This is a genomic window from Henriciella barbarensis (assembly GCF_003576345.1).
GTDB classification, from domain to species: Bacteria; Pseudomonadota; Alphaproteobacteria; order Caulobacterales; family Hyphomonadaceae; genus Henriciella; species Henriciella barbarensis.
The window spans coordinates 334,962-354,688 of sequence record NZ_QWGB01000005.1 but is presented as its reverse complement, the minus strand read 5'-3'; the positions used below and the strand labels follow the sequence as shown (position 1 = coordinate 354,688).

At 56.9% G+C, this 19,727-nt stretch carries 25 protein-coding genes; 12 read left to right on the top strand and 13 right to left on the bottom strand.

Going from position 1 to position 19,727, the window contains the following annotated elements:
* The first annotated feature begins 224 nt into the window (after nt 1-224).
* Entirely contained in the window at nt 225-830 is a 606-nt protein-coding gene (locus D1224_RS04620; RefSeq protein WP_147372326.1) for a hypothetical protein, read from the top strand.
* A 292-nt stretch (nt 831-1,122) separates the two neighbouring features.
* On the top strand, nt 1,123-1,731 hold the full coding sequence (locus tag D1224_RS04615) for a GNAT family N-acetyltransferase (RefSeq protein ID WP_119378740.1): 609 nt from the start codon (nt 1,123-1,125) through the stop codon (nt 1,729-1,731).
* Nucleotides 1,732-1,752: 21 nt separating this feature from the next.
* On the opposite strand, the gene D1224_RS04610 is transcribed toward D1224_RS04615, so the two are convergent.
* The 3 genes from D1224_RS04610 to D1224_RS16730 form a co-directional block, all read right to left on the bottom strand.
* Nucleotides 1,753-2,247 (bottom strand): GNAT family N-acetyltransferase, encoded by a 495-nt coding sequence (locus D1224_RS04610; RefSeq protein ID WP_119378739.1) that lies wholly within the window; start codon nt 2,245-2,247, stop codon nt 1,753-1,755.
* A gap of 295 nt (nt 2,248-2,542) precedes the next feature.
* The gene (locus tag D1224_RS04605; protein ID WP_182482166.1) at nt 2,543-2,968 is read right to left on the bottom strand and encodes a DUF2147 domain-containing protein; all 426 of its coding nucleotides are present in this window, start codon (nt 2,966-2,968) and stop codon (nt 2,543-2,545) included.
* 75 nt (nt 2,969-3,043) lie between these two features.
* Nucleotides 3,044-3,172 carry a hypothetical protein gene (locus tag D1224_RS16730; RefSeq protein ID WP_267897074.1) on the bottom strand — a complete coding sequence of 43 codons (129 nt, stop codon included), beginning with the start codon at nt 3,170-3,172 and terminating at the stop codon, nt 3,044-3,046.
* A 438-nt stretch (nt 3,173-3,610) separates the two neighbouring features.
* Here D1224_RS16730 and D1224_RS04600 point away from each other — a divergent pair, with 438 nt between their 5' ends.
* Complete coding sequence (locus tag D1224_RS04600; protein WP_119378737.1) at nt 3,611-4,246, top strand: hypothetical protein; 636 nt, start codon at nt 3,611-3,613, stop codon at nt 4,244-4,246.
* Nucleotides 4,247-4,305: 59 nt separating this feature from the next.
* Nucleotides 4,306-5,061 (top strand): DUF3307 domain-containing protein, encoded by a 756-nt coding sequence (locus D1224_RS04595; protein ID WP_119378736.1) that lies wholly within the window; start codon nt 4,306-4,308, stop codon nt 5,059-5,061.
* 30 nt (nt 5,062-5,091) lie between these two features.
* Here D1224_RS04595 and D1224_RS04590 read toward each other — a convergent pair whose 3' ends face one another.
* The 3 genes from D1224_RS04590 to D1224_RS04580 form a co-directional block, all read right to left on the bottom strand.
* The gene (locus D1224_RS04590; protein WP_119378735.1) at nt 5,092-5,556 is read right to left on the bottom strand and encodes a hypothetical protein; all 465 of its coding nucleotides are present in this window, start codon (nt 5,554-5,556) and stop codon (nt 5,092-5,094) included.
* Nucleotides 5,557-5,558: 2 nt separating this feature from the next.
* Complete coding sequence (locus D1224_RS04585; RefSeq protein WP_119378734.1) at nt 5,559-6,797, bottom strand: argininosuccinate synthase; 1,239 nt, start codon at nt 6,795-6,797, stop codon at nt 5,559-5,561.
* Between the two features lie 146 nt (nt 6,798-6,943).
* The gene (locus D1224_RS04580) at nt 6,944-7,195 is read right to left on the bottom strand and encodes a GlsB/YeaQ/YmgE family stress response membrane protein (protein ID WP_119378733.1); all 252 of its coding nucleotides are present in this window, start codon (nt 7,193-7,195) and stop codon (nt 6,944-6,946) included.
* Nucleotides 7,196-7,406: 211 nt separating this feature from the next.
* On the opposite strand from D1224_RS04580, the gene D1224_RS04575 reads away from it, so the two are divergent.
* Nucleotides 7,407-8,168, top strand: coding sequence for a vWA domain-containing protein (locus D1224_RS04575; RefSeq protein ID WP_119378732.1), 762 nt, complete (start codon nt 7,407-7,409; stop codon nt 8,166-8,168).
* A gap of 68 nt (nt 8,169-8,236) precedes the next feature.
* Here D1224_RS04575 and D1224_RS04570 read toward each other — a convergent pair whose 3' ends face one another.
* Both D1224_RS04570 and D1224_RS04565 read right to left on the bottom strand, forming a co-directional pair.
* Nucleotides 8,237-8,941 carry an SdpI family protein gene (locus tag D1224_RS04570; RefSeq protein WP_119378731.1) on the bottom strand — a complete coding sequence of 235 codons (705 nt, stop codon included), beginning with the start codon at nt 8,939-8,941 and terminating at the stop codon, nt 8,237-8,239.
* Entirely contained in the window at nt 8,938-9,234 is a 297-nt protein-coding gene (locus tag D1224_RS04565) for a metalloregulator ArsR/SmtB family transcription factor (protein ID WP_119378730.1), read from the bottom strand. The genes D1224_RS04570 and D1224_RS04565 overlap by 4 nt, the downstream gene beginning before the upstream one ends.
* Before the next feature lie 112 nt (nt 9,235-9,346).
* Between D1224_RS04565 and D1224_RS04560 the strand changes: the two genes are divergently transcribed.
* Nucleotides 9,347-9,781, top strand: coding sequence for an ion channel (locus D1224_RS04560; RefSeq protein WP_119378729.1), 435 nt, complete (start codon nt 9,347-9,349; stop codon nt 9,779-9,781).
* An 87-nt stretch (nt 9,782-9,868) separates the two neighbouring features.
* Here D1224_RS04560 and D1224_RS04555 read toward each other — a convergent pair whose 3' ends face one another.
* Nucleotides 9,869-10,444 carry a type 1 glutamine amidotransferase domain-containing protein gene (locus D1224_RS04555; RefSeq protein ID WP_119378728.1) on the bottom strand — a complete coding sequence of 192 codons (576 nt, stop codon included), beginning with the start codon at nt 10,442-10,444 and terminating at the stop codon, nt 9,869-9,871.
* Nucleotides 10,445-10,569: 125 nt separating this feature from the next.
* The gene (locus D1224_RS04550; RefSeq protein ID WP_119378727.1) at nt 10,570-11,019 is read right to left on the bottom strand and encodes a PH domain-containing protein; all 450 of its coding nucleotides are present in this window, start codon (nt 11,017-11,019) and stop codon (nt 10,570-10,572) included.
* Nucleotides 11,020-11,121: 102 nt separating this feature from the next.
* Between D1224_RS04550 and D1224_RS04545 the strand changes: the two genes are divergently transcribed.
* From D1224_RS04545 to D1224_RS04535, 3 genes are all read left to right on the top strand, one after another.
* Complete coding sequence (locus tag D1224_RS04545) at nt 11,122-12,795, top strand: hypothetical protein (protein WP_147372325.1); 1,674 nt, start codon at nt 11,122-11,124, stop codon at nt 12,793-12,795.
* Between the two features lie 89 nt (nt 12,796-12,884).
* Entirely contained in the window at nt 12,885-14,714 is a 1,830-nt protein-coding gene (gene typA / locus D1224_RS04540; RefSeq protein WP_119378725.1) for a translational GTPase TypA, read from the top strand.
* 116 nt (nt 14,715-14,830) lie between these two features.
* Nucleotides 14,831-15,379, top strand: coding sequence for a hypothetical protein (locus D1224_RS04535; RefSeq protein WP_119378724.1), 549 nt, complete (start codon nt 14,831-14,833; stop codon nt 15,377-15,379).
* Nucleotides 15,380-15,533: 154 nt separating this feature from the next.
* On the opposite strand, the gene D1224_RS04530 is transcribed toward D1224_RS04535, so the two are convergent.
* Nucleotides 15,534-15,857, bottom strand: a complete 324-nt coding sequence (locus D1224_RS04530) for a hypothetical protein (RefSeq protein ID WP_119378723.1) — start codon at nt 15,855-15,857, stop codon at nt 15,534-15,536.
* Between the two features lie 230 nt (nt 15,858-16,087).
* Between D1224_RS04530 and D1224_RS04525 the strand changes: the two genes are divergently transcribed.
* Nucleotides 16,088-16,609, top strand: a complete 522-nt coding sequence (locus D1224_RS04525) for a methanogen output domain 1-containing protein (protein ID WP_119378722.1) — start codon at nt 16,088-16,090, stop codon at nt 16,607-16,609.
* Nucleotides 16,602-17,633: a sensor histidine kinase gene (locus D1224_RS04520; RefSeq protein WP_147372324.1), complete on the top strand. Its 1,032-nt coding sequence runs from the start codon at nt 16,602-16,604 to the stop codon at nt 17,631-17,633. Before D1224_RS04525 ends, D1224_RS04520 begins: the two co-directional genes overlap by 8 nt.
* Here the strand turns inward: D1224_RS04520 and D1224_RS04515 are convergent.
* On the bottom strand, nt 17,630-18,148 hold the full coding sequence (locus D1224_RS04515) for an SRPBCC family protein (RefSeq protein WP_119378720.1): 519 nt from the start codon (nt 18,146-18,148) through the stop codon (nt 17,630-17,632). The genes D1224_RS04520 and D1224_RS04515 overlap by 4 nt on opposite strands.
* A gap of 156 nt (nt 18,149-18,304) precedes the next feature.
* Here D1224_RS04515 and D1224_RS04510 point away from each other — a divergent pair, with 156 nt between their 5' ends.
* A complete protein-coding gene (locus tag D1224_RS04510) occupies nt 18,305-18,751 on the top strand; it encodes a GNAT family N-acetyltransferase (protein ID WP_119378719.1) in 447 nt (148 codons plus the stop codon).
* 34 nt (nt 18,752-18,785) lie between these two features.
* Here D1224_RS04510 and D1224_RS04505 read toward each other — a convergent pair whose 3' ends face one another.
* Nucleotides 18,786-19,613, bottom strand: coding sequence for a DUF2306 domain-containing protein (locus D1224_RS04505; RefSeq protein WP_119378718.1), 828 nt, complete (start codon nt 19,611-19,613; stop codon nt 18,786-18,788).
* Nucleotides 19,614-19,727: the final 114 nt, after the last annotated feature.

Genomic DNA, 19,727 nt, shown 5'->3' with positions numbered 1-19,727 from the left:
GCGATGTGGGAAGGCTGGCGAATTTCCATGAGATTGGCGGTGCAGTGACGGTGTAGTGGCGGTGTTACTGCGATCTTCCACAGAAAAGAAAGTTTCCGACCGGATGGGCCCAGCAATGAAGATAGCCGATAGGCGCAAGCTTGGCCTGATGTGGGGAAAGCGGATCAAAACGTGAAGACGGGCGTTAGCCGTCACGATAACTGGTCCAGAGACAAGGATACGCAATGAAACCGAACGTGCCAAAATCAGGCTTCTTCTCGCGCATCATCATTGCGGCCGCGCTGTCCTTGATGGCGGCCTGCAGCCCCGAACGCGCCGAACCCGCTGAGCCGACCCGAACTGACACCAGTCCTGTAGATTCCGCCGCTGGCGAAACCGATACGGGTGAGGCCACCGAAGAAGCGCGCGTCGAGCTGGTCGACGCGAGCGATTTGCGCCCCGCCGAGGCGCTTTCAGAACTCGACCTCACAGATGGCGACTGGTTCATGAATGGCGGTGAAGCCATGTTCGGCCCGCCTGAGTCAGAGGCGATCTTCACAATGGGCTGCGATCCGCAGGCAAGTGAGATCTTCATGACCCGCTCAATCGATGTCACGGCTGATGGGCGCGTGCGGCTTGGCGTCTTCACAAAGGAGGCGCAGGCAAGCGGTTACTGGCGCGATGCAGACGATGTGATGCCGATCGCCATGGCGAGGCTGGCGTCTAGTGAGCCAGGCCTTGAAGAAATCGCCTATTCCGAGAGGTTTGCCGTCGCCGCAGAAGGGCGCCCACTTCTGGTCCTGCCGGTAAATGAAGCTGTCCGCGCCGTCATCGACGAGTGCGTCGTCTAGGTCCGCTGCAGACTAGACCGAGCCACTGAAGCTAAGGACCGCAATCGCAAATGCACCGGACGCGACAACGATAAGAAAGCTGAGCTTTACTGGACCGTCCATGCCACCCCCACTGGTCACGTTTAAGAGCGGATCATTGCGTTCGCGGGAACCGCGTCAAGTCAGGGCCGTTTCGATAGCGTCCACCTGCTGTGACGAAATGCATGGCAGGTGCGGCCATAAAGGCCTTGGAAAGTTCTACCAGACATCTTATTTCGCAGGTGCAGCATAACTTAGTGAGCAGGCGCAGCAAATGGCACGAGATATCTTGATCGAGACGAAGGACGGCGACCTTGTGCGCTTACGTCCAATGGTGCCCGGCGACGAAGATGCTCTGCGTCACGCCATCAGTCAGCTATCGAGCCATTCTCGCTATCTCCGCTTCTTTAATGGCGCAGCGACCTTGCCTGATCATGTGGTTCGCCGCCTGTCGGATGTAGACGGCACCAAGCATATTGCCTGGGCTGCTATTGATGAGAACAAGGAAAACAAGCCGATCATCGGCGCCGTCCATGCACAGCGCAGCAGCCAAGATGAAAAGCGCGGCGATTTCTCGATCGGATTGCTTGATGCTTGGCACAGCAAGGGGCTTGCACGTCTGCTGATCGCGCTGCTTTCGGCTGAATCCAGCAAGGCCGGTTTCGAAGAACTCATTGCCGACGTGCTCTGGGAGAACAAGAAGGGCCGCGCGCTTATGGGCGCAATCGGTGCCAAGAGCATGGGCAGCGATGGTTCGACCATCCAGTTCCGCATGGTCCTCGATGAGGTACTGGCAAAGCTCGGTGACAAGCATCTAAGCCCGGCAATGGACAAGGTTCTCGCCGCTATTGAGGACGGCGATTTTTTTGAAAGCGCCGCCTGAGGCGCGCATTCAGGCCCTTATTTACAGAGCGCGCGCGTAAAACCGGACGGCATAGTCGGCGCGATAGCGATGGTCACCTATCGGGTTGAATCCCAGCCTCTGATGAAAGCGGTGTGAGCCCGGATTATCGGGGTCGGTATTTACTTCACAGCAGAGAAAGGCGTGGGGCTTTGCGGTCGCGAAAGCGGCGCGATAGAGCGCTTCGCCGACGCCCCGTCCGCGCGCAGTTTCGCCAATGGCGATCCGGTCGACATAATGGGCGCTGACCTGCTGGCGCGTCATCCAGTCTTCGATCCATCTCAGATTATCGCTGTTGTAAGCGGCGGTGCCGGGCGCGACGAGGTTGATGAAGCCAATCGGCGTGCCGTCACCGCTGATCGCCACGAGACAGGTGCCCATCGAGATTAGAGCGCCGAGGTCGTCTTCTGTTTCTGCATTTCCGACACCCGGCACGCTGGCCTGATTGATGGCATAGAGCGCGGCAAGGTCTTCGGGCTGGAAGGGGCGAATCTGCATGAACGGCTAGATGCGCCGCTTGGCAGAGAGCGTCAATGTGTGTGTGTGGCCACAGGCTTTTGCCGTAAAGGGCCCCATCCTGACCCTCCCCGCCGGGCGGGGAGGGGGTGCTTACCCTTCGGGCCACTCAACAGCAGGACGTTCAATTCATCGTCATCCCGGACGCCGAAGGCGAGCCGGGACCCAATTGCCCAATTTGTTCTGGGTCCCGGATATGGGCTGACGCCCATTCCGGGATGACGATCCAAAAAAACGATACGTCTGATGTTCGCATTTGTGGTCCGGTCAGAGCAAGCTACTCGCCCGCATACGCTGGCCAGACCTGCGTCTGGCAGATTGGCCCGACGCAGCCCTTCAATTCAAGGTCGCCGTCTTCGAGACGTTTGATGCGGGCCGCATAGGTCTTGTCGTTTTCAGGGTCATAGATCGTGCCGCCGCGCCAGTCGCTGCGCTTTTGCTCAAAGCCTTCAAGGATGAGGAGACCAATGATGGGATCTCCCGCCTTGGTGCGTAGGTCTTCAGGGTTGGTGCCAGGCTGCAACGTATCCGGATTGACCGCGCTGACGCGTCCGCACGGGCTGCCGTCACCGCAATCCTCAATCGTCACGCGTGAGGTGCCAGCCTGAGTGTAGAACGTCCCAAAGACGTCGTGGTTTGCAGGTTCTGCTGCGGCGGGCAGAGCCATGGCAAAGAAAGCGATAGATGCTGGAATGAGACGCATGAGGGCTCCTGATGTCGGGGTGTCCATAATTATGCGCGCTTTGGGCCGGAGTTGTCGATTGGTGAATTGAGATGCCTACAGCTCACCCGGTTTCTTTGTCGACTGGCGGATGAACCAGATCGTGATGCCAAGAACGATGGCGATCAGTGCGCCAAAGCCTGCAAGTGCGGCAATAGCCAGCGGATCGACTGTCAATTTGCCCATGGATCTCGCGCCTCCCACCGCGCTGTTGGCTGAATGGCAGAATGCAACCGCATCACAGGGCGGGCTATACGGGGGATTGCTTAGAGGCGGGCTTGCTGCCTCGGTATCCGTAACGATTGAGTGTATGACGGTTGCAAACCGAACAAAGTAGGGCCAGAAGTAAATCGACGCGTTGAATGCGGTTGCGAGGCTTTCTGAGTGCGTTGAAAGAGTGCCTATTAGCCGATATAGAATGAACGAAGTTACAGGGCACGAGGCGTTATTAAAGCGCCATTTTAAAGCGTTATGTGTATCATTAATGAAGCGTCCCGTCCAATCTAGGACGAAAAATCATTTAGGTATGCTGGCGAATATAAGTGCTTCAGATTAAGCTTGGCTTAGCTTTATTGGATCTACTAAGCTTTGCAGTAATTGGTTCGTTATTAGTCTGATTAGACCATGATCGCTGTTCTTACTGGTGACCTAATAAATTCCACTTCTCATAATCGGGAGGACGTGGACTACCAGTTTAAGCTGATCCAGCGAGCCTTTGTTCAAGTTGGTGAATGGGGTGATCAATCTGCTTCTGATGTCGAAAGGTTTAGAGGCGATGGTTGGCAAGTAGCGCTGTCGCGTCCTAAGCACTGTCTACGGGCCGCTTTGCTCGTGCGTGCAACGCTTCGTAGCGTCAATACGAAATTCGATTCCCGGGTCAGCGTGGGCATCGGACATTCAGAATATCTGAATTTCAATGACTTAGCAGCTTCTACAGGTAGCGCTTTTATTGTTTCAGGACGAAAGCTGGAGAAGATGCGAAAATCGAAGACGCAGTTCGCATTCGGACATTTTGGCCGAGAAGGTGCCGACGCAAACTTAGCGGCTGCCATTTTCTATCTTTGCGATAGTTTGTGTGATCGTTGGACATCGAAACAGTCAGAGATCATGGTTCATTTTTTAAATTTGGATAACAAAAATCAATCTAAAATTGGTGATATTCTTGAAATATCTCAACAGGTTGTGAGCAAGCAGATCGCAGCAAGTGGTGGTTTTGCAATTTCAGAAGCCATTGATTCTTTTGAAGAATGGATTGACTAAACCGGTTGTCACATCCTCTAAAGGGTGTAACTTAAAAAACAACCTTTAAAGGGTGTTCTATGGGATTGGGGCAGGCTGGATACCAGACATTTATAGTCTTGTTTGCCGCACATCTAATGGCGGATTTCGTCGTTCAAACCGACATTATGGTCGAAAATAAAAAGAAAGTTTGTGTATCTCTACTGCATACAGGGATAGTGTTGTTGGCAGTAATAATCTTGTCTGGGACACTAAATTTTTTCGCTATAACTATAATAGGTGTAACGCATTATATTATAGACTGGTGGAAAGCGCATCAGGAAAAATTTGAGGCGTTAAACGCATTTTCTGTCGATCAAATCCTTCATGTCTCGGTACTGTTAGTGGTTACGCTGTTGTTTCCGCGATTGTACGAGCACGGGATATGGTTAGATCCGAACTCCATAATCCCAAAGAATTTTTCGCAAGCGACAGTGCAGGTATATTTGAAGGCGCTGATTGGAATATCAGCACTGATACTTGTCACTAAATTCAGTGGGATTGTAGTGCGGCATTTTATGGCCCGCTTTCCATACAACGATTTTGGCAAATCTCTTCGTAATGCCGGCTTGTATATAGGCTATTTAGAGCGATTATTGGTCCTATTTCTGTTCTGGGTAGGTTACCCAAGTGGAGTTGGGTTCGTCTTTGCGGCAAAATCGCTTCTTCGATTCAATCAGGTGAGATCTCGGAAAACGAGCGAATACGTATTGATTGGTTCGCTGCTAAGTTTCACGTTAGCTTTTGCCATTGCCTGGGGTGCGCAGCAGGCAGTGAAACTTATCCAAATTCCCTAACTCCGTCGCCTCGGTGTCTGCGCCTCACCCCTACTTCACGCGCGTAAAGTGGAGGTAAGGCTTGTAGGCCTCGTGCACCCGGTCGAGGGCTGCGACGAGGCGCAGGGTCAGGGCCTTTTCCCTTTGCAGGGAGGGTCGGCGTTCGTCGTCAGAGAGGTGTTCAACCTCTTTCAGCGTATCCTGAACGGTCAGGTACTCGACCGCAAAATCGATGATTTCCTGATTGAGCGCGATGACTTTCGGACCATAGAGGAACTCTGCCCCGGCGAGTTGCCGCCGCATCTCCTGCAACTGCTCAAAATCGATTGTAAGGTCCCGCTGAAACGACACGAGGAAATCCTTGAGCGCGTCGTAGATCACCAGTCGCCTGTCGAACATGGCGAGCTTGAGTTTCTTCCGGCTCGTCAAGTGCTGCTGATACGCGACGTAGAGCGCGACGACCGCAATGAGGAATATAAGAATGGTCTGGGAGTGTTCTTCGATAAACTCCAGCATTCCTAATTCTTCCCGGCCTTCTTGTCGCGGCCAGCCAGGAGGCGCAGGCGCAGCGCGTTCAGCTTGATGAAGCCTTCGGCGTCTTTCTGGTCATAGGCGCCGTGATCATCCTCGAACGTCACGATTTTTTCGCTGTAGAGCGAGTAGGGCGATGATCGGCCGACGAGAATCACATTGCCCTTGTAGAGCTTGAGGCGGACCTCGCCTTCGACATAGCGCTGGGAATGGTCGATGGCGGCCTGAAGCATTTCGCGCTCCGGGCTCCACCAGAAGCCATTATAGATCAGCTCTGCATATTTCGGCATCAGCTCATCCTTGAGGTGGGCAGAGCCTTTGTCGAGGCAGGCCTGTTCGATGCCGCGATGGGCCGTCAGCAGGATGGTGCCGCCCGGGGTTTCGTACATGCCGCGTGACTTCATGCCGACAAAGCGGTTTTCCAGAAGGTCGAGCCGGCCGATACCGTGCTTGCGGCCATACTCGTTGAGGGCGGTGAGAAGCGTGGCGGGGCTCATCGCTTCGCCATTGATAGCAACGGGGTCGCCCTTCTCGAACTGAATGGTGATGTATTCTGGCTGGTCTGGCGCGTCTTCCGGGGAAACAGTGCGCTGATAGACAGAGTCCGGTGTCTCAACGGCCGGATCCTCAAGGGCCTTGCCCTCGGAAGAGGTGTGCAGGAGGTTCGCGTCGACCGAGAACGGCGCTTCGCCGCGCTTGTCCTTGGCGATCGGAATGTCGTGCTGTTCAGCGAACTCGATGAGGTCGGAGCGGGACTTGAAGTCCCAGTCGCGCCATGGGGCGATGACCTTGATATCCGGGTTGAGGCCGTAATAGCCAAGCTCGAAGCGGACCTGGTCATTGCCCTTGCCGGTCGCGCCATGACAGACGGCATCGGCGCCGGTCTGGTCTGCGATCTCGATCTGCCGCTTGGCAATAAGCGGGCGGGCGATGGAGGTGCCGAGCAGGTAGACGCCTTCATAGACGGCGTTGGCGCGGAACATCGGGAAGACATAGTCGCGCACGAAATCCTCGCGCAGGTCTTCAATGAAAATGTTTTCCGGCTTGATGCCGAGTTTGAGGGCCTTTTCGCGCGCTGGTTCCAGCTCTTCGCCCTGGCCAAGGTCAGCGGTGAACGTCACGACTTCTGCGCCAAACTCGGTCTCAAGCCATTTGAGGATGATCGAGGTGTCGAGGCCGCCGGAATAGGCGAGGACGACTTTCTTCGGCGCGTGCTTGGTGGCCATGGCTGTTTGCTCCGTTGGGGCAGGGGGTCGGTCTGGCGCGCAACATATTGAACTGCGTGCGTGGAGCAAGTGGATAGAACTGATGCCACAAAAAAGCCCCGGCATTCAGGGCCGGGGCTTGGCTTTTTGGTGGTGTCTGCCTGTGATCAGGCCCGTTTTACGAGGCTGATCAGGAAGAGCAGGATACAGGCGCCGAGGAAGGAGCCGATGATGTCGCCGATAAAGCCGCTGAAGCCGAAGCCGAGCGCGCTGAAGATTACGGCGCCGAGGACGGCGCCCAGAATACCGACGATGATGTTGCCGACGAGACCAAAGCCTGCGCCGCGCATGACCTGTCCGGCCAGCCAACCTGCGATGGCACCGATGACGAGCCAGATAATAATACTTACGGGATCCATTCTGCGTATCCTTTCTTGCCAGTTGTTCACGAAGAACTCGCTTCAACCGGGGCGGGTTCCGGATGTGCAGGACTTATTCTTCCCTAGCCACTGCCCGAAGATCACCCCCTGATCACCGCGAAGCCGCCGTGTCATGGCCGCATTTGGCGGCCAGCTTCTCTGATACGCGGACTCCGGGGTGGGGTCCAAAGTCACCGGAGGAGAAGATTCCATGTTTAGAAAAGCGTACCTGAGCGCGGCCCTGGTCGCAGGTTTTGCATTCGCCGCGTGCGCGGCCCGGCCAGCCCCCGCGCCTGACACACCGTCAGAACCAGAAGCCCCGAAGGCTGTCCATTCCTACATCCTGCTCGACCGGACAGGTTCGATGTCGAACCTCTGGGATGAGGCGCTGACATCGGTCAACGCCTATGCCGCCGCTGTCGGTGAGGTAGGCGAGGGAGAGACCGCGACGCTGGAAACCTCGGTGACGCTGGCGGTCTTTGATGCGCAGGACGGGCTTCAGTATGATGTGCTTCGCGAGAGCATTGAGCCTGCTGACTGGAAGTCCGTCACATCTGACGAGGTCGCGCCGCGCGGGATGACCCCGCTCTTCGATGCGATTGGCCGTATCATCTCGACGGCGGAAAGCGACAATCCCGAAAAGGCCGTCATCGTGATCATGACGGATGGTCTGGAAAACTCATCGCGTGAGATCACACGGGAGGGTGCGCGCGCTGCGCTGGATCGCGTCGAGGCGAAGGGCTGGGAAGTCGTGTTTCTCGGCGCTGATTTTGGCAAGTTCGACGATGCCGAAGCGGTTGGCGTGTCGGCTGCACAGACCATGGCGGTCGGCAAGGGCACGATGGAAGAGTCGATGAACCGGCTGGCCGCGAAGTCACGCTCATACGGAAGTGGTGCAGCACCGAGCGTCGAGTTCGACGCCGAGGACCGCGCCGTCGCCAATGAGGCCGAGGTTAAAGATCGCGACAACTAGGTGGTTAGACCTGGATCCAATTTAGAAGCCCTCGCAGGTCGTGACCGGCGAGGGCTTTTTTCCGTTGATCAGACCACGTAGTCGGCGCCTTCATCGCGGTCATTGGCGTTACGCCAGACCCACCAGGAATAGGCAACGCCGAATAGGCTGACAGCCAGGACTGTCCCGACAAAGCTGAAGACGAGCCAGATGCCGGACATGGCGAAGGCGATCACGATACCGATCAGGCCAGCGACGATGTAGAGCGGACCGACAAGGCGGTGGGTCTTCTCCCAGGTATAGTCGCTGGTCAGCGTCCAGGGCGTGCGGATGCCAAGGAAGAAGGATTTGCGCGTCTTTGGCAGGTAATTGCCGATAATGACGAAAAGCACGCCGCACCCGGCCATGACGAAGCGCACAAATTCATTGGAATCGGTCGCGCCACTGGCGCCGCGGATCATCATCAGCGCGATGCCTGCTGTCAGGGCGGCCATGAGCACCATGCTGCCGGCCCAGATCGCCGTATAGGCTTGGCGGCTGCGGCGAAGATTTTCCTTGAAGGGGTCGAGATAAGGCGCGGCTGCCAGCAGGACGGACGTAAAGAGCGCGCTTGCGGGCAGGATAGCGAGGATCAGCAGGGCTTTGTCGCGCGTGGCGAAACCGTCAGCCTGTCCGTTCGGTCCCCAGTGAACAGGGATATCTACGCCTGCGGGAAGGGTGCTCCAGGCCCAGGCCAGACTTCCCAGCATGGCGGCGATCGCCAGCCCCGACCAAATCAAACCTGTCTTGATCATTCTGCGGCCTCCTTCATGTCGTCGTCGCCATTATCTTTTCCGATCAGCGCCAGCAGGGCCGCGGCAGCATCTTCGATCACGCTGGTATTGGCGCGGTAGATGATGCTGGTGCCGTGTCGTTCGGCCGTGATGAGATCGGCGTCTTTCAGCACAGCCAGATGCCGGCTGACCGTTGGCCAGCTCGCGTCGAACGCTTCGGCGAGTTCACCGGACGTCCGAGGGCCCTTGCGCAGCAGATCCATGACCTGTCGGCGAAGAGGATGCCCCAGAGCGCTGAAAACATGATTTGTCATAAATGCTAATTAACAATAATGCTAATTAGCGGTCAAGCTAATTATCTCTCTTGGCGAATGGCCAGTTTATGCCGATAGTGGGCTCGACACCTCAAATTTCGTGGATTTGTGAATGGCATTACTTACAGGGTTTCTGCTGGTCGCTTGTTTAGGGACAGCGCACCACTTCGGTATTCTCGGTGTTCGCGCAATTACCCCGCGTCTGGATGACCGGACTCATTCGGGGGCACTCATCGCCTTTCTAGGGCTGCTTGTGCTCCACACGGTCGAGATCCTCATCTGTGCAGGTTTTTATGCCTGGATCATCGATATGGGGTGGTTCGGCGTCCTGAGCGGCAGTTTCTCAGGCAGCTGGGAAGACCTGATCTATTTTTCCGGCATTAATTTCGTCACACTTGGATATACGCAAATGAAGGCAGAGGGGGCGATCCGATTGATTTCGATGATGCAGTCCTTGGGCGGGTTCATGATCCTGACCTGGTCGGCGACCTTCATCTATTCTGTATGGCAGGATGCAGTGAAGAAGGATTTGACCAAGCAAAGCTAGCTCAAAGTCAGATGTCTGCATCACAAGTGAAAAAAAGCGCCCCCCGAAACGGGGAGCGCTTAGTCCGGTCAAAATGCGAGGGGATGTTTACGCTTCGACCGATTGCTTTTGAGCTTCGTGCTTAACTTCGCAAAGCTCTTCCACGATCTTGTCGTTGAACGCAGGAAGATCATCGGGGTTGCGGGATGTCACGAGGCCCTTGTCGACAACGACTTTCTCGTCACGCACGACGGCGCCAGCATTCTTGAGATCCTGTTGGATCGCGGCAAAGCCGGTCATTTCACGGCCTTCGACGAGACCTGCCGAAATGAGCACTTGTGGGCCATGACAGATCGAAAAGACTGGCTTGGCCTGCGCAAAGAACTTCGACGTGAAGTCGAGTGCCTTCTGGTTCTGACGCAGCGTGTCCGGGTTGAACAGACCGCCTGGGATCAGAAGGGCATCGAAGTCGTCGGCCTTCACATCGTCCAACGTCTTGTCGACGCCGACCATGATACCCTTGTCGCGGTGCTGGTTCGCCTGGATTTCTCCGCTCTCAAGCGAAACGATAACGGTGCTTGCGCCTGCATTTTCAAGCGCTTCTTTCGGGGAGGTCAGTTCCACTTCCTCGAAGCCGTCAGCGGCGAGGATGGCAACCGTTTTTCCTTCTGCTCTCTTGGACATATTCTATCTCCTGAATTCCTTGATTCTATTTCTGCAGCTTTCTTGGCTGCGCGCCTCAACAACGAAGCGAGCATTCCGTCGTTCCCTGTTTGGGCATGTTTAAATGCCGCAGGGGCAGATCAGGCCTATCGGCGCCCGAGATCGTCTGCGAGCCGGTCAACGGCGGCGCGGTCCGCAGCACTTCTTGCTTCGTTGACAGCTTTCAGGAATGTCGCCGGCGCGGCCATGATCGGAAAGTCGACCTCGCCTTCGCCGCGTCCTTCAATGTCGAGATTGCCAAAACCGAATATGCGGCCGATGATGCCCTGTCTCATGCTGGCGCCCTCAATCGCTTCCAGCGACATCTGATCAACATTTGCGGCGATGAACCCCGTCTTCTTGACGAGACGCCTGTCGGTCACGGCGAATTCAGTCGTTATCAGTCGGATCATCTCATAGATGAAATAGATGAGGCCGACGATCAGCCAGCCAAAGAGGATCAGGGCGGCCCAGGCGCGCGCATACCACAACCAGTGAAACCGCCCGACCCGAACGATGGACTCACCCTCGTCAAGGTGCTTCTCGATATAAGTCATGGCGACATCTTCCGGTGATGGTAGGGGATGTCAAACCAACGGTGGGTATAAAGAGACGTTCCGCGCCTTGGCAGGAACAGAGGACTCGGCCAGAAGTTTGAGATGACGCTGCTCAGATACTTGCTCGTATTGTTTGCCGTTTACGTCGTGTCCGGAACAGGCGGCGGGGGCGCGGAGGGTCAGGATGCAAGCGCTCGTGCTGATGTAGGTCTGACGCGAAACGAGAATACCTTGGCCGCGCGGTGGACACTGTCAGCCCCTACCGAAAGCGTGAGGTTCGAAGGGTGGGTCGAGCCAGACGAACGCCAACGGCTCTGGATACCTCAAGGGAATGGCTGGTTCTTTGACGGCAATATCCTCGCCCGCGAGGACGGTGCGCCATTTGACAGTTTTGAGCTGCATTTGAGCCCGTCCGACAAAATCTACGATCGCAGACATGTCGCCGTTCTCCGGATTGGTGAAAGGGGATGGACTATCCTGACAGAAGGGCTTTCCCTAGCAGGGTATCAGACGGTCATCGCCGCCATTGTAGATCTTGAAGGCGAGGTGTTCCTCGCCGATGATAAACGTGTTCCGGGCGGTGAAACGGTCTCCGCAACGACTGGCGGCTTCGTCTATCTTGGCCCGAAACACCTTATTGCAGAAGACCATGCGACGATAATCGCAGGCCCGGATATTCCAGACTGGATGCGCGCGAAATTCGCCACTGACATCGACGCGATGAGCCAAACCCTGACCGAACGTTTTGAAATGCCGCCAGAGGCGCCTCCCGTTCTGGTCATGAGTTTTCGTGAAGATGAGCGCGCAAGCTTCAAGGGGAGTGCGCTTGGCCGGTTCATCACGCTGCATGTTCGCGGCTTCGAGGTGGACCGCTCGGACGAGGACTTCATGAGACGTATGACGGCGCTCGCCCTGCATGAGGCGGTGCACGTCTGGATCGGCCAACTCTACAGCTCGCGCGAGAATGCCGAACAGTCATGGCTGCATGAAGGGGCGGCAGAATACATCTCCAAGCGAGCAGGAATGGATGCCGACCAGCTACGCGCGGATCTCGAAGAGAAGATAAACCAGTGCCAGCTGGCGCTGGTGCGGCGTCCGCTGATCGCGACACGATATGGCAGCCGAGGGCGCGCACCGTATGATTGCGGCACTCTGGTCCAGCTCATTGCCGAAGCTGCCTCGCTCAAAAACGAGAACGGCGACATTCTCGCGATCTGGAAAGACGTGTTTGAACGCGCCGATGATGACCGTATGTTCGATTCCGCCCGGTTCAAGGCGGCCGCGACCGCAGCAGGCGGTGATGACTTTGCGGACAGGATGGACATCTTCGAGAATGCGATGGACGCAGGCGAATGGGCGTCGTTCCTGAAGGGCCTATCGGAGATCGGCATCTTCGTGGATCTGCTGGAACCGACGGCCCAGCATACGGAAGAGGGCTACCTCGCGGCTGCAGCGCTTGGCGCGCTTCAGCGCGATATCTGCCAGAACCAGATCAGCCTGTATGAGCGCGAAGACCATTACTGGACCAATATCAGCGCCCATTGCGGCGGAAAGCTGCCTGAAAACCCGGAGCTGAGGTATCTCAATGGTGTCGACCTGATCGGCGCACCCGGGGAGGCCTACGCCGAAATAAGGCGCGCGTGCAGCGCCGGTGAAGCCATTGTGCTCGGCCAGCTGAATGGCGATGTGCTGGCACCCATCTCCTGCGGCGAATGGATGACCAACCTTCCAGCACTGGCGGTCGTTCGCGCGCTTCCGGGCCTGCCCGCGCTCTGAGACCGCGCTGCCTGTGGGCAGGCACTCGCTTTTATGGGCCAAGGCGTGTAAAGCGCGCCCCATACAAGACTTGAAAGCCTTATCCTCCCATGACCGAGCCTACTTCGCTTCGCAACATTGCGATCATCGCCCACGTTGACCACGGCAAGACCACGCTGGTCGACTGCCTTCTCAAACAGTCCGGCACCTTCCGCGAGAATGAAGAGACTGCCGACCGGATGATGGACTCCAACGACCTGGAGCGCGAGCGCGGCATCACCATCCTCGCCAAGACGACGTCGGTCGTCTGGGGCGATACGCGCGTCAACATCGTCGACACGCCCGGCCACGCCGATTTCGGCGGTGAAGTCGAGCGTATCCTGAACATGGTGGACGGCGCAATCGTGCTGGTGGACGCCGCTGAAGGCCCAATGCCGCAGACCAAGTTCGTGGTGTCCAAGGCGCTGAAAGTCGGTCTTCGCCCGATCGTCGCGGTCAACAAGATCGACAAGCCAGACAGCCGTCCGGACTATGTCATCAACGAAGTCTTCGACCTCTTCGCCGACCTCGGCGCAGATGACGATCAACTCGACTTCCCGATCCTCTATGGTTCGGCGAAAAATGGCTGGATGAGCCTCGACCACGAAAAGCCGGCAACCGACATGTCCGCGCTGTTCGATCTCGTCACAAAACACGTGCCAGAGCCGCGGACTGAGGAAGGCCCGTTCCGGATGCTTGCGACGACGATCTCGTCCGACAACTTCCTTGGCCGTATCCTGACCGGCCGTATCACGTCCGGTACCATCAAGCCGAACCAGACCGTAAAGGTCCTGTCGCGTGATGGTGAGCTGGTGGAGCAGGGCCGCGTCTCCAAGGTTCTCGCATTCCGCGGCCTGGGCCGGGAGCCGATTGAAGAAGGCGTTGCCGGCGATATCGTTTCGCTGTCTGGCCTCACCAAGGCGAACGTGGCTGATACCTTTGTCGACCCGTCGATTAGCGAGCCTATTCAGGCCCAGCCGATCGACCCGCCAACGCTGTCCATGACCTTCCGCGTCAATGACAGCCCGCTGGCTGGCACGGAAGGCAAGAAAGTGACGTCCCGCCTCATCTGGGACCGCTTGGTCAAAGAGGCTGAAGGTAACGTGGCGTTGCAGGTGGAACGCTCTACCGAAGCCGAAGCCTTTACCGTTTCTGGCCGGGGCGAACTCCAGCTGGCCGTCCTGATCGAGACGATGCGCCGGGAAGGCTTTGAACTTGGCGTGATGCGTCCGAAAGTCGTGATGAAGGAAGATCCGGACACGGGCGAAAAGCTCGAGCCGATCGAAGAAGTCGTCATCGATGTGGATGATGAGCACACTGGCATCATCGTGCAGAAGCTGCAGGAGCGCAAAGCCGACATGATGGAGATGAAACCATCAGGCGCCGGGCGCACGCGGCTTGTCTTCCACGCACCGACGCGTGGCCTGATCGGTTATCAGGGCGAACTTCTCTCCGACACGCGCGGCACCGCCATCATGAACCGCGTCTTCCTTGAATACGCGCCGTACAAGGGCGCGATCAAAGGCCGTCACACCGGCGTTCTCGTCTCGATGGAGCAGGGCGAAGCGGTGGCATTCGCCCTCTTCAACCTCGAAGATCGCGGACCAATGATGATCCACCCTGGCGACAAGGTCTATCAGGGCATGATCATCGGTGAGCACACGCGCGACAATGACCTTGAGGTCAATGTCATGAAGGGCAAGAAGCTGACCAACGTCCGTGCTTCGGGCACTGACGAAGCGGTTCGCTTGACCCCGCCGCTTCAGATGACGTTGGAACGGTCGCTGGCCTATATCGCAGACGATGAGCTGGTCGAAGTGACGCCGCAGTCCATCCGCCTGCGCAAGATCCACCTTGATCCACACGAGCGCAAGAAAGCGGCCAAGGCGGCTGGCGCGTAGACCGTTCAGGCATTCAGCAAGATGGCCTGAATCCCTTCTCTAATCCCCAGTCCGGCTTTTCATATCTTAACCACGTGTTAAAGATCATGAAGGGTTGAACTTGGGGGGGGTGTGGGATGGATTCCGAGAAGCCGTTAGGAGCGCTGTTCAAAATTTTCGCTCGGTTGTGGGTTTCCAACTTCTTCATTGCGATATCTGCAGCGGTTTTTGCGAATGCACTCTGGAAGGTGCCGCTGGCGGACGTCATTGATGTCCAGCTCTCCATTTATTTCTCTGTAATCGGAATAATCCTGGCCGTTTACGCGGTCATCATTGTCGGCGCGTTGATCACTCGACATTGGGCGGTTGCTCTTGGTATCGCCTTTGCCGGAATTCTCATGGCTTTGTCGGCCTATGCTCCGGTCCTCGGCTACAAGCTGTATGCATTCATTCCGGGTGTGGATTTCGCCGGGAGCTCCAGATTGCTGAACCTGTTTGAAAGCGCCGAACTATTCGTGAGCCAGTCAATCGCTGGAGCCTTCGTTGGCGTTGCAGAAAAGTTTGATTTCGACCTCACGCTGAAAATGGTGGAGCGCGCCCTGTCTGTCATGAGTATAGGCGCGGCCATTCTAACCTATTTCGGCACGAATAAGCCGCGCCAGCACCAGCCAGCAGTCGCAGGTTGATCTCTCAAAGCCCGGGCACCTGCTCGTAAACCTGGGTTCCAGGCTGAGCCGGATGGGACAATACAAAAAACCGGGCGGATAACTCCGCCCGGTTTTGTTTTTCATGCTGGATTGAGTTTGCCCCGTGCCTTGCACGTGCAGGGCAGTTTCAAGCTTAGTCGTCTTCGAAGTCTGGATCTTCGCTGTCTGCGACGCCGTCGCCGTCATCATCGGTGTCGACTTCGTCAGCGATACCGTCATCATCGGTGTCGGTCATGGCTTCATCGACAGCCGCTTCAGTGTCTTCAGCGAGCTCTTCGGCTTCGGCAGCAACTTCGTCTGCAGCTTCCTCGAGGTCTTCGCCGACCGTGTCTTCCTCGACCACGACTTCTTCTTCAGCCGGTGGGGTTTCGATTTCGACTTCGGTTGTGTCGCCTTCGCAACCAGCAAGGACAGCGGCAAGCGCGCCAGCAGCTGCAACATAAAAAAGTTTTTTCATTTCCGGACCCTTTCATCAGTGGGACTTGAGCGATGTGACGAAAAATTGATTTGCGCAAGGAGGTTTGGCCGAAAAATTTTCATTACACGCTCACCAGCTCCTTCATTAAGCACTGGTGTGTGAGGAATGACGGTGCTGGCTGAGGCGCAGTAATCGTAAAGATTACTGCAGTGGGCATAGAACCAAATGCTGCTAACATAGGTTATTCACCATGACGAAGGGGTGAGGCTATGGCGGACACTGAGAATTCTGTTGAGAAGGCTGAGGTCGGACTCGACCGTGACATCTTCCTGCGCTCGCTCCTGCGTGAGCTGGCAGGAACGCTAGAGGCTGTGGTTGGTCTGGACGACGCCTCAGGCTACATCTCTGTTGTCGGCGGCGCGATCGGAAGCCAGATCAACCAGGCTTACAAGAAAGAGATCAACGTTCAGAATCTTAGCCGCGAGGAAATTGGCGAGGTCCTCGTCGATCTCAAACGCCGTATCGAAGGCGATTTCTACATTATCGAAGCGGACGACACGAAGATTGTCCTCGGCAATAATGCCTGCCCGTTTGGCGAATATGTGGAAGGACGTCCTTCTCTCTGCATGATGACATCGAACGTGTTCGGGACAATTGCGGCTGATAATCTCGGCTATGCCAATGTGGTGATCGAGAAAGCCATCGCGCGCGGCGACAAGGGGTGCCGCGTTGTCGTAAATCTCGTGCAGCCTGACGAAGCACCTGAAGGGCGGGAATATTTTGGTGGCTGATCCTTCGCCTTTCTCGAACTGGATGGATATCTTCGACGTTTCCAAAGAAGCGCTGATGCTGATAGGCGAAGATGGAGAGATCCACGCCAGCAACCGCTCTATGCACCGCATCACAGAGCAGGCAAAGCCTGGCCAGCGCCTCAGCCCTCTTCTGAAAGAAGGGGACAACGCGCTCGGCGTCCTCCTTACCCATTTGCGCAGAAGTGCCGATCCGCAGCCCTTTAACCTGCTCCTCAAAGATGAGACCGGTGAAGGGCTTCGCCTGAGGGGTGTCGGGAAACGCCTGCGCCGCTCAGATCATGGGGTCTGTTTCGTACTTCGCTTCAGAACGGATGACCGCAACAACTTTGCCGCATTGAGCCTCAAGGTCGCTGAGCTGGATAGCGAAGTGCGTGCCCGCCGTGCAGCCCAGCACTCGGCGGAGGCGGCGCTGGAGATCAATCGGCTGCTGACGAAGGAACTTCACCACCGGGTGAACAATAACCTCCAGTTACAGATATCCCTGTTGCGCCGCGCCGCCCGGCTGACGTCAAATATCGAAGTAAGAAGATTTGTAGAGCATGCCATCGGGCGGCTTCGTGCCATGTCGGCAGGTCTCGACCTGACTTATCAAAGCGGTGAGACCGGCGTTGATATCGCGGATCTGGCGAAGAAACTGGCGAGCCAGATAGCGGAGACCCTTCCCACTGAACTCGAAATAGATCTGTCACTGGATGGAGGGTTTGCTGTTTCTGTGCCGCAGGTCACGCCGCTGGCTCTCATTATTCACGAAACGATGACTCGTATCTTCGCCCCCAGTGATGGGGCGGGCGACGGACGGATTGAACTATTGGTCGGGCAGGATGAGGAAGGACCATGGTTGCAGCTATCCGACAACGGCCAATGGGCGGATGTTCCCGTAGATGGCGATGCAGCTGAGACCAATAAGCTGATTGACACGCTTGCGAGGCAGGCGGGCGTCGTTGTCTTGCGCACCGATGAAGGCGGGCGGCGTCTGCGCCTGCGTTTTGTTGCGGTCGCCTAGTCAGTTAGGGAGGGGTCAGCGAGGCGTTCAATCGCCTGTTGCTTGACTATGTCAACGGCCGGGGCGATTTGCGCGAGGTCACTCTGGCTTGAACCATTTGCCACCTCATCGAAAACGATTTTCGTATTCCCACTTTCTACATCCGCTTCGAGTGTAATCGTCCAGACGACCTGCACGCCCAATCCCTGCAAGGGACCAAAGGGCGCATCCAGCCGGAGCATCCTGTTTTCCAGAATTGAGAGAACGCGGCCATGCTCCACGACATTGCCTTCCCAGCTCTCCATCCACGGTCCGCCCGCATTGGGGTTGAGCCAGAGATGTTCAGCATCGCCTGAATAGGTGTGGTCCGGGTGCCACCAGGTGTCCGGCTGGATGAGGCGCTCCCATATCTCTTCGACGCTCAGCTTCGACACAGCTTCATGGCGCAGCGTGTAATGGTCAGCGGTTGCCATGACGACTTCGGCACTTGCGGGCAGGCAGACAATTGCGGCGGCGATCAGACAGGCTGATTTCATAAATCCCTCCATCATGTGGCGCAGACTATTCGCAGTGATCGGCCATTTGGCAAGTTGTGGCACGTTTGCATCGGCGGGCCCCGAAAGCAGCACGCCGCGTTACGGAAACGTCATAAAGTCCTTTGCGGGGAAGCTTGCCTCGATAAGACTATACGTATGGCACTTTTGCTTCATCAGGGTGCAGGCTGGAAGATCAGGCCTTACGCACGAGCTGACAATGTCAGCGTGGAGACGCTTTTTCTCGATTGTCTTGATGCATTTCCCTGGCGCAGTGGCCCTGTCGATGAGCTCATCCGCCTTCGCCAGACGCTTCGCCTATCGCGGTGCATCGTTGCCGAAGAGCCGCATGCCGGAGTGATCGGTTTTCTGACTCTGAAGCGGAAAAGTTCGTACGTGCCGCATCTGTTCGTCGCAGAGGACTGGCGCCTTTGCGGGGTCGGGTCAGGCCTGCTGGAAGTCGCGCGTGATCTGGCCCGTGCGCCTCTATCGCTCGATGTCGATGACCAGAACGCTCTGGCGATGAAGGCCTACCTTGCAATGGGCTGGACCGAGAAAGTCGACACGTCCACCCGGCCCGGCCAGCGACGGCTGACAGGGCCGTAGAGCGCCTGATTGGCCGCACCGTCCCTTCGACAGTCTAGTGTAAGGCCGGTAGCCAGAAGATCTGAGCGGCCATGAAGATGCCGAGTGCTGTTGCCGCGCTGGCGCCAACCATTCCACCTGCCATGGCGTAGCGCGCGGTGGATGAGCCTCTGTCGCGGGCGAGGAGGTAGAGCTCCAGGACGAGCAAGGGAATTACGGCGTGTCCGATGCCGAGGAACCGGTCAAACGGCCCGGTCAGGTCCACGGCGCTACCGGGCATTGTGCCCCCCGTGATGCCGGCCCAGAATCCAAAGCCGAGCCGGAAGAACCAGACGCCGCTCGCCGCAATGAAAAGCCGCATTGCCCAGCGATAGTGATCCGCAAACCGGCGCTTGAGTGCAAATCTCAGCGTCATGGCGGAAAAGACAAGAATGCAGATCGCGTTGATTGTATTTCCGGTCGCCACAAAGGCGCCGCCGACAACGCCGCGATGAAAGACGAGAACAAGTGCACCGACACTGATCACAACGGCCACGAGAAGGAAGAGGCGGCCATTCCAGCGATGGAATGTGCGGAAGCGGTTGCGGATCTGCGGGACAAGCTGAAACGGGGCGCCGAACGTGATGATGAAGGCCAGCAGAACATGGCTCAGGAACAGGCTGTTACCCAGCAGGTCCCCGTCGATGAAGCCGTGAAATACGCGGCCATCCATGCGCTCAAAATCACCTTGGGCGGTCGAGACACCGTAGAAGCCTAGGATATAGGCGGCAAAGGCTGCCTGCCCGATCACGGCGATGACGAACCAGAGCGCGCCTGATAGTTTCAGGACGCGCAAGGCATCGAGTTGCGGGAGGATTGCGGGGCGGGAGGTGAGCGTTGTCATTTTCTTGGTCTTTTCAGTGCGATTTTGCTGCAGACTACCGGCGCAGCGCGGCTGATCCCATGACGGCGGGTTCCAATTTCATGACCTGTGGTAACAATAGGGAGGACGCGACAG

What these genes read in the sequence shown, in the direction of transcription:
- typA (WP_119378725.1), top strand. Translation starts at nt 12,885, where the DNA reads ATGACCGAGCCTACTTCGCTTCGCAACATTGCGATCATCGCCCACGTT.
- D1224_RS04550 (WP_119378727.1), bottom strand. Translation starts at nt 11,019, where the DNA reads ATGACTTATATCGAGAAGCACCTTGACGAGGGTGAGTCCATCGTTCGG.
- D1224_RS04560 (WP_119378729.1), top strand. Translation starts at nt 9,347, where the DNA reads ATGGCATTACTTACAGGGTTTCTGCTGGTCGCTTGTTTAGGGACAGCG.
- D1224_RS04535 (WP_119378724.1), top strand. Translation starts at nt 14,831, where the DNA reads ATGGATTCCGAGAAGCCGTTAGGAGCGCTGTTCAAAATTTTCGCTCGG.
- D1224_RS04515 (WP_119378720.1), bottom strand. Translation starts at nt 18,148, where the DNA reads ATGAAATCAGCCTGTCTGATCGCCGCCGCAATTGTCTGCCTGCCCGCA.
- D1224_RS16730 (WP_267897074.1), bottom strand. Translation starts at nt 3,172, where the DNA reads ATGGGCAAATTGACAGTCGATCCGCTGGCTATTGCCGCACTTGCAGGC.
- D1224_RS04580 (WP_119378733.1), bottom strand. Translation starts at nt 7,195, where the DNA reads ATGGATCCCGTAAGTATTATTATCTGGCTCGTCATCGGTGCCATCGCA.
- D1224_RS04525 (WP_119378722.1), top strand. Translation starts at nt 16,088, where the DNA reads ATGGCGGACACTGAGAATTCTGTTGAGAAGGCTGAGGTCGGACTCGAC.
- D1224_RS04510 (WP_119378719.1), top strand. Translation starts at nt 18,305, where the DNA reads ATGGCACTTTTGCTTCATCAGGGTGCAGGCTGGAAGATCAGGCCTTAC.
- D1224_RS04565 (WP_119378730.1), bottom strand. Translation starts at nt 9,234, where the DNA reads ATGACAAATCATGTTTTCAGCGCTCTGGGGCATCCTCTTCGCCGACAG.
- D1224_RS04585 (WP_119378734.1), bottom strand. Translation starts at nt 6,797, where the DNA reads ATGGCCACCAAGCACGCGCCGAAGAAAGTCGTCCTCGCCTATTCCGGC.
- D1224_RS04530 (WP_119378723.1), bottom strand. Translation starts at nt 15,857, where the DNA reads ATGAAAAAACTTTTTTATGTTGCAGCTGCTGGCGCGCTTGCCGCTGTC.
- D1224_RS04620 (WP_147372326.1), top strand. Translation starts at nt 225, where the DNA reads ATGAAACCGAACGTGCCAAAATCAGGCTTCTTCTCGCGCATCATCATT.
- D1224_RS04615 (WP_119378740.1), top strand. Translation starts at nt 1,123, where the DNA reads ATGGCACGAGATATCTTGATCGAGACGAAGGACGGCGACCTTGTGCGC.
- D1224_RS04555 (WP_119378728.1), bottom strand. Translation starts at nt 10,444, where the DNA reads ATGTCCAAGAGAGCAGAAGGAAAAACGGTTGCCATCCTCGCCGCTGAC.
- D1224_RS04505 (WP_119378718.1), bottom strand. Translation starts at nt 19,613, where the DNA reads ATGACAACGCTCACCTCCCGCCCCGCAATCCTCCCGCAACTCGATGCC.
- D1224_RS04590 (WP_119378735.1), bottom strand. Translation starts at nt 5,556, where the DNA reads ATGCTGGAGTTTATCGAAGAACACTCCCAGACCATTCTTATATTCCTC.
- D1224_RS04600 (WP_119378737.1), top strand. Translation starts at nt 3,611, where the DNA reads ATGATCGCTGTTCTTACTGGTGACCTAATAAATTCCACTTCTCATAAT.
- D1224_RS04595 (WP_119378736.1), top strand. Translation starts at nt 4,306, where the DNA reads ATGGGATTGGGGCAGGCTGGATACCAGACATTTATAGTCTTGTTTGCC.
- D1224_RS04545 (WP_147372325.1), top strand. Translation starts at nt 11,122, where the DNA reads ATGACGCTGCTCAGATACTTGCTCGTATTGTTTGCCGTTTACGTCGTG.
- D1224_RS04605 (WP_182482166.1), bottom strand. Translation starts at nt 2,968, where the DNA reads ATGCGTCTCATTCCAGCATCTATCGCTTTCTTTGCCATGGCTCTGCCC.
- D1224_RS04610 (WP_119378739.1), bottom strand. Translation starts at nt 2,247, where the DNA reads ATGCAGATTCGCCCCTTCCAGCCCGAAGACCTTGCCGCGCTCTATGCC.
- D1224_RS04570 (WP_119378731.1), bottom strand. Translation starts at nt 8,941, where the DNA reads ATGATCAAGACAGGTTTGATTTGGTCGGGGCTGGCGATCGCCGCCATG.
- D1224_RS04575 (WP_119378732.1), top strand. Translation starts at nt 7,407, where the DNA reads ATGTTTAGAAAAGCGTACCTGAGCGCGGCCCTGGTCGCAGGTTTTGCA.